Below are 7,429 nucleotides of genomic sequence, written 5' to 3' on the forward strand. Positions count from 1 at the left end.
AACCGCCGACCCACCGATCAGGGCAACGACTCGGAATGTCAGCCTTCGGGGCCACTCAACCGCGGGTGGGAGCGATCCTCGTGCCGCGAGTAGACGACAGGTTCCTGACCGAGGGCATGGACGCGGGCGGCGACATCGTCCAGGTCATCGACATCAACAGCCGGCTCCCGTTGGCGAGATCGCTCACGCTGCCGATGCGGTATCCCCCGACGGAGATAAAGGTCGCACGGCGCCAGTCGTCTTCGTCCACCGCGAACCGCCTGCCGAGCACCGCCGAGAAGAAGTCCGTGGTGCCGGGGATATCGCGGGTCTTGAGGTCCACCCAGCAGAACTCGCTACCGGGGCAGGTCGTCGCTGCTGGCCGCACGCCAGCGGGAGGGCCCCGCTGACAGACCGGCCACCGTTCGCGTGAAGCATGCCCGGGAAACCCAACAGAGCGCCCTGTGTCCTGTCAGTTCAAAAACGCCCTATTTCGTCCCGTGCGGTACGCCGCATCGCCTGCCACGAGGCCGAGCACACACGCTGACCCCGAGCCCGATCCAGGCATCCCCAGGACACTTCGAGGCCACCCGGCGTTTATATTAGGGCCTGCCTAAATAGAAACCTGTCCAAGCGAGGGGAGGAGAGTGCATGGCTGAGTGGTTCGGGAGCGTGCGGGCCGGCGCGGCGGCAGTGGCGAGCGCGCTGGTGCTGACCGCCTGCGGCAGCGACAATGCCGTCCCCCCGGACTCCGCCCCTCCCGCGCCCGACGATCTGGCCTGCCCGCCGGGAAACATCTCCGGAGCCGGTTCCAGTGCCCAGGAGAACGCCATGGTGACCTGGGTCGCCGGGTACCAGATGGCGTGCGAGGGCTCCGTGGTCTACTACAACTCCGTTGGATCGGGGGCCGGTCGCAGCCAGTTCCTCGACGGCGCGGTCACGTTCGGCGGTACCGACGCCGCGCTCGATCCCAAGGAGACCACCGAGGCGAAGGAGCGCTGCCACGGAAGCGACGCGATCAACATCCCCGCCTACGTGGTCCCCATCGCGGTCGCCTTCAACCTGCCCGGCATCGACACGCTCAATCTCAGGCCCGGCACCATCGCCAAGATCTTCGACCAGCAGATCACCCACTGGGACGACGAGGAGATCGCCGCCGACAACCCCGACCTCGACCTCCCCCACACTCCGGTCCTGCCGGTGAACCGCTCCGATGAATCGGGGACCACCGAGAACTTCACCGACTACCTCGCGGCCGCCGCGGGCGACGACTGGCCGCACGAGCCCGACGGCTCCTGGCCGATCAGACCGGCCGAGGCCGGCCAGGGCAACAGCGGTGTCGCCGCCGCCGTCAAGGGCGGCGAAGGCACGGTGGGCTACGTCGAGGTCTCCTTCGCCGAAGGCATGACGACCGCGAGGGTCGGCATCGGGGAGGAGTTCGTCGAAATGTCCCCGGAGTCGGCCGGAGCCATCGTCATCGCCTCACCGCAGCGCGAGGGCAACGTCGAACACGACCACGCCCTCGAACTGGACTACAACACCCGTGAACCGGGCACCTACCCGATCGTGCTGGTGTCCTACCAGGTGGCGTGCCTGACCTACACCAATGGCCGCGACACCGCCCTGCTCAAGGACTTCCTCGGCTACCTGGTCAGCGAGGAGGGACAGCAAGCCGTGTCCGAGGAGACCGGTTCGGCCCCGCTCCCCGACGACATCCGCGCTGAGCTGAACGAATCCATCGGGGCCATCGAAACCCGCTGACCGCCTGCGCGCCGCGTATCCACCACCCGCGCAGGAAAGGCTCTTCTCCGAGGTGCCGATTGTCGGCCGTGCGGCTTAGTGTTGCGGGGAACCCAGTCGCCGGCTCGCGTTGGGGAGGACTGTGTGGCGGTTCACCGAAGGCTTCCTCCGAACCTGTTCATGTTCACCACCACCGGCCTCGCCGATCTGCACACCGCGACAATGCAGGCGTTCGGGGCGGCACATGAGCGTTTTGAGACGGCGCTGACCTTCGACGAGATCCGTCCGCACCTGCGGGCGATCGGCTGGCACGCTCCCGTGAGCGACGACGAACTGGCATCCACACTCAAGTCGCTGGTCAAGTGGGGGCTGCTGGACGTCGTGCAGAACCACGCCGCCAATTACGCCACCGCCGAGGAATACGAGCGCAAGAACCTCCGGTACTCGCTGACTAAGCGCGGCGAAGCGGCGTTCGAGGGCGTCCAGCGCGCATTGGCCGTACTCTCCTCGACCGGTGCACTGCAGACCGCGGTGCTGGTGGCGATCGCCGAACGGCTCGACGAGCTGTACGGCTACCAGCTCGACGAGGAGTGCTCCGACCGCCGCGTGTTCACCGCACTGACCGAACTGGAGGGCCACCTGGAGGCGCTGCGGTCCAACACCAAGCAGTTCAACGCCGAACTCCAGCGGCTGCTGCGCGACGATCTGACCGACATCGAGACCTTCCACGACGTCAAGCGCGCCACGATCGCCTACCTGGAGGAGTTCGTCACCAACCTGGACGTGCGCAGGCAGCAGATCCAGCAGGCCATGGAGCGCGTTGAGGGGTGCGGCGTCGCGGCCGTGCACCGGCGTGCGCTGCGCGGCGCCGACCTGCCCGCCCTCGGCGGCGGGGATCTCGGCGGGGAGTGGCTGGAGCAGCGCGCGCACCGCTGGGAGGGAATGCGGGCGTGGTTCCTGCCACCCGAGGGCAGGCCCGCCCGCATTGATGAGCTGCGCGACATCGCGCGCCGCGCCATCGTCTCGCTGATGCGGGTGCTGGAGCGCATCAGCGAGTCGCGCCGCCGCGCCTCCAGCGCGGTGGCCGATTTCCGCACGCTGTCCCGCTGGTTCGCCACCGCACCCGCCGAGGCGGACGCACACGAGCTGTGGCACACCTCCTTCGGCCTCGACTCCGCCCGTCATGCACACCTCGCGCCCGACGACGCGGAGGCCGTCCCCTCGTCGACGCCGTGGCTGGAGGCCCCGAGCGTGCCGGTCTCCCCGCTGCTGCGCACGCGTGGCCGCAGCGAGCACCTCGCCCGCACCGCGAAGGTCCGCGACGTCCGCGCCGTTCGGGAGCACCGCAAGGCCGCCGCCCAGTTGGAGCGCGCAGAGCTCGAAGCCGCGTGGCAGCTACTGGCCACCGATGGTGCCGTACGGCTCTCCCAACTGCAGACCCTCGATCACGCCACGTTCCAGCGCCTCCTCGAACTGGTCGGACGCGCCCTGTCCAGCCGACCCGACTCCAGCGGATGCCGACACGGCACGAGCGCGGACGGGAGGATGCGGCTGCTGCTGCGGCCGCCTTCCGAGGGGCGCACGGCGGAACTGCGCACACCGCAAGGGCGCCTCACCGCCCCCGATTACCTGATCGACGTGCACCCGGTCGGGCCTGGCGTGTCGGCGGCCGGCCACAAGGCGGTCTCGTGACGTCGCTGAGCAATCAGCTGGTCCGCCAGGAGGCCGAGGAGGTCGCGCGCGGCGTACGCGTACTACTGGGCAGTCCCATGCTGGTCGCGGCGCGCGACCGCGACGCGTTCGACTTGGTCCGCCGCCGCCGCGGAGCGCTGGAGAAGTGGTTCGACTACTACTGCGGCTGGCGCCTGGTGGTCGAGGCGCGGCACGGATACGCCCGGCTGGTCAAGATCCATGATCGTCCCGACACCACTCGGCCCGCGCGCAGGCACCGCTCCGGCAAGGCGCCGTTCGACCGCCGCCGCTACACACTGCTGTGCGTCCTGGCCGCCGAGCTGCTGTCCGGCCCGGTCACCACCATCGGCCTGCTCGCGGAGCGCATCGTGCAGGCCACCCTCAACGAGGAGCGGATCCCGACGTTCGACTCGGCGCGCCGGGACGAGCGCTCGGCCTTCGTCGACGCGCTCAAGCTCCTCGAACGCCTGGGGGCGGTGGTCGCGACCGACGGAGTCACAGAGACCTTCCTGGAGCATGAGGACGCCAAAGTCCTCTACCGCGTCGACGCCACGCTACTGCTGCGCCTGGTGGCGGCCCCCGTCGCGCCGTCGCGGATCGCCGCCGAGCTCGCCGAGGCCAGCGACGCCGCGACTTCCGTGGCTGAGGAGGCGGATGGCGAGGACCTCGCTGCCGGTGCTTCGGGCGGCGAGCACGCCGCGGCCGAGCCGATCATCAGCGGCGCCGAGTTCGGCGAGCGGCTCGCGCGGCTGCGCCGCGAGGCCCGCTACGGTGACGCCGCCGATCCCGATTCGGGCACATCGGAGGTGCAGCGCAACCTGTGGCTGCGGCACTCGGTAATGCGGCGGCTGCTGAACGAGCCTGTGGTCTACCGGGCGGATCTCAGCGCCGAGCAGATCGCCTACCTCGACTCCCCCACAGGACACAGGCTGGTGCGCCGGGCGGCCGAGCAGGCCGGTTTCGTGTTCGAGGAGCGCGCCGAAGGCGTGCTACTGGTCGACCCCGACTCCATCGCCACCGACGACAGGTTCCCCGACGACCGCAGCAACGCCAAGGTCGCCGCCCTGCTGCTGCTCGACCACCTGGTCGCCGGCGGCCGTCCGCTCGACCGGCCCGCCCTCGTCGCCCATGCGGAGCGGATTCTGACCGCCGCCCCCGCGTGGGCGGCGCGGGCCTACCAGTCCGACGGCGGCGCGGCACGGCTCGTCAACGAAGGCATAGGCATGCTGTGCGCGTTCGGGCTGGCGCGCAGTGAGGATTCCGGTGTTCGGTCCCTACCCGCCGCCGCCCGCTACACGGTGGAACGCCCCGATCCCCAAGCCAGTGGAGACGAGCATGCCGCCGACTGAGACCGCCGCCGATCCGTCGCGACTGCGCCCGGTGCCCGAGCCCGCGACGAGCGCCGCCGGGGAGCCGGGCCGCGGCGGGCGCTGGCAGCCCACCCGCGCCGGCATCATCAACATCTGGCGCTACTACGACGAGACCTTCCGATTCCACGGCGGCCGGCTGCTGCTGCGCGGCGCCAACGGCACCGGGAAGTCCAAGGCGCTGGAACTGCTGCTGCCGTTCCTGTTCGACGCCAACCTGCAGCCCAGCCGACTCTCCACGTTCGGCGGCACCGAGCGCACCATGCACTGGAACCTCATGGGCGACGGCTACGAGGGCACGAACCGGGTCGGCTACGTGTGGCTGGAGTTCGGCCGATCCGGCGACGGCGCGGGCGCCGGCGACAAAGCGGGACCGGAGTGGTTCACCTGCGGGGCGCGGCTGCAGGCGAGCACCAACACCAGGAACGTGGGCGTCGCCTACTTCACCACCGACCAGCGGGTAGACACGGGCGAACACGGCGAACTGGCCTTGGTCAACGCCGCCGGGCGCCCGCTGACCAGGAAGGACCTCGTCTCAGCGATCGGCGCCCGCGGTGAGGTCCACGAAACCGCCGCCGACTACCGCGACACCGTGCGCCACACGCTGTTTCCCGGGTTCAACCAGCAGCGCTTCGACGCCCTCATCACGGCACTGCTGCAGCTGCGCACACCGAAGCTGTCGGAGCACCTCGATCCCGCGGTGCTGTCCACGCTGCTCTCCCGCGCCCTGCCGCCGCTGGACCAGGGCGACATCACCGAGATCGCCGAAGGGTTCGAGCGCCTGGACCGGCAGCAGCAGGAGCTCAGGGACCTCGACGGGGAGGTGGACGCCGCCGACCGGCTGGCCGCCCGCCAGCGCACCTACGCGCAGCGCGTACTGCGGGCCGGCGCGGCCGCGCTGATCGCGGCGACGTCGACCATGGACGGCCTGACCCGCAAGGCGCGCGAGAGCGAGCAGGAGCACGAGGCCACGCTGGCCCGGCTGGAGGAGGTCGCGGAACAGGACGCGGCGCTGGAGTCCGAGGCCGATCAGCGGTCGGCCCGCATCGAGGTGCTGACCAACCTCGACTCCTACCGCGAAGGGCGCGAGCTCGAACGGCTCCGTTCCGAGCTCGACACCGCCCGGCACAGGGCCGGTGAGACCCGGCGCCGCGCCGACGGCCTGGCCCGGCGCGCGGAGGAGGACCGGGAGAAGGCCGACAGCGCCGTGGAGGATGCCGCACGCAGAGGCAGGCACGCCCGGCAATGCCGCGACGACGCGGAGCACGCGGCGCGGATCCCCGGACTGACAGCGGCCTTCGAGGAGCTCGACAGCACTGGCGAGCCGGAGCCGGCGCGTCGGCTGCTGCGGGCCGCCGTCGACGGCCGCCACGAGCAGATCGCCGAGGTGCGCCGCGTCCTCGCCACGCACACTCGCGCCGTCAGCGAGCGGACAGCCGCCGAGCAGCGGCTGGAGAGTGCGCGCGCCGATCTCGACTCAGCCGAGGCGGCCGTCGAGCGACGGCGCCGGGACTACGACGCGGAACTCGCCGACCTCACCGACCGGCTGGGCACATGGGCGCACGCCTGCGTCGAGCTGGCGGCCGACGCCGACGCGCTGGCCGGTGCCGCGGGCGACCCGATGGCCGTGGTCGAGCTGGTGAACTCGGCGCACGGGCGCGCGGCGGATGCGATCACCCGCGCGGAGGCGGGTGATCAGGCCCGCCGCGACGCGCTGGCCGGCGAGCGCCGGACCCTGTCCTCGGATCGGGAGAAGCTGCGCCAAGAGGCCGACCTGCCACCGACCGCACCCCACACACGCGACCTCGACCGGGCCACGCTCGACGGAGCGCCGCTGTGGCGGCTCGTGTACTTCCGGCCCGGTGTCGACGCGGCGGTGCAGGCCGGTGTCGAGGCGGCCCTGGAGGCGTCCGGGCTGCTGGACGCGTGGATGCTGCCTGATGGCCGGATGCCGATGCCCGGCAACGACGTGTTCGCCGAGCCCGACCGCACGGCTCCGGTCAGCGGCCCCAGTCTGGCCGACGTGCTGGAATGCGAACCGGGTGCGCCGGTCGGCGAACACCGGGTGAGGCTGCTGCTGGAGCGCATCGCCTACGGGCCGCACGCACCCGACCACCCGGCCGCGGTGGGCGCGGACGGCGGCTGGCGGCTGGCGGCCGCGCAGGGGCGTTGGACCAAACCCGAACCCGCCTACATCGGCGCCACCGCCCGCGAGCGGTACCGGCAGCGCAGGATCGCCGACCTCGACGGGCGGATCGCCGACCTCGACGGGCGGATCGCGGCCGCCGACACCGCGCTGGACGAGCTGGCCCGGCGGCGCGGGATCCTGGATGAGGAGCTGGCTCGGCGGCCCGACCACACCGCGCTGGAGGAGGCCCGGCGCGCCCTGCGCCGGGCCGAGGCCGATCACGCCGCCCGCGGTGACGCCGTTGCCCGCGCCGAGACCGAGGTGTCGGAGTGGGAACACAAGGTGGCCGCGGTGCTTCACGAACTGACGGCGGTCGCGTCGGAGCGCGGCCTGTCCGCCGCCGAGGAGGCGCTCGACCAGGTCGCCGAGGCGCTCACCGCGTTCCGCGCCCAGGCCGATGCGTGGCTGGCAGCGCGCAGCGACGCCGGAGCCGCCGGCCGGCGGGCGGACGAGCTGGTCGGGC

General features: G+C 71.6%; 5 protein-coding genes. 4 read left to right on the forward strand and 1 reads right to left on the reverse strand.

Annotation, left to right across the window (positions count from 1 at the left end; translation table 11 throughout):
- Positions 1-55 precede the first annotated feature (55 nt).
- Positions 56-322: a hypothetical protein gene (locus tag VS93_RS30755; protein WP_046472383.1), complete on the reverse strand. Its 267-nt coding sequence runs from the start codon at positions 320-322 to the stop codon at positions 56-58.
- Positions 323-630: 308 nt separating this feature from the next.
- On the opposite strand from VS93_RS30755, the gene pstS reads away from it, so the two are divergent.
- From pstS to VS93_RS25445, 4 genes are all read left to right on the forward strand, one after another.
- Entirely contained in the window at positions 631-1,740 is a 1,110-nt protein-coding gene (gene pstS / locus VS93_RS25430; RefSeq protein ID WP_046472384.1) for a phosphate ABC transporter substrate-binding protein PstS, read from the forward strand.
- Positions 1,741-1,863: 123 nt separating this feature from the next.
- Positions 1,864-3,411, forward strand: coding sequence for a TIGR02677 family protein (locus tag VS93_RS25435; RefSeq protein WP_201776759.1), 1,548 nt, complete (start codon positions 1,864-1,866; stop codon positions 3,409-3,411).
- Positions 3,408-4,760: a TIGR02678 family protein gene (locus tag VS93_RS25440; RefSeq protein ID WP_046472385.1), complete on the forward strand. Its 1,353-nt coding sequence runs from the start codon at positions 3,408-3,410 to the stop codon at positions 4,758-4,760. Before VS93_RS25435 ends, VS93_RS25440 begins: the two co-directional genes overlap by 4 nt.
- The coding region (locus VS93_RS25445) for a TIGR02680 family protein (RefSeq protein ID WP_082127199.1) at positions 4,747-7,429 on the forward strand (2,683 nt) is incomplete at its 3' end. The genes VS93_RS25440 and VS93_RS25445, both read left to right, overlap by 14 nt.

It is taken from the genome of Allosalinactinospora lopnorensis, assembly GCF_000981225.1.
Lineage (GTDB): Bacteria > Actinomycetota > Actinomycetes > Streptosporangiales > Streptosporangiaceae > Allosalinactinospora > Allosalinactinospora lopnorensis.

Bases quoted from the DNA above. Each gene is read 5' to 3' on its own strand.
- pstS (WP_046472384.1), top strand. From the start codon at position 631: ATGGCTGAGTGGTTCGGGAGCGTGCGGGCCGGCGCGGCGGCAGTGGCG.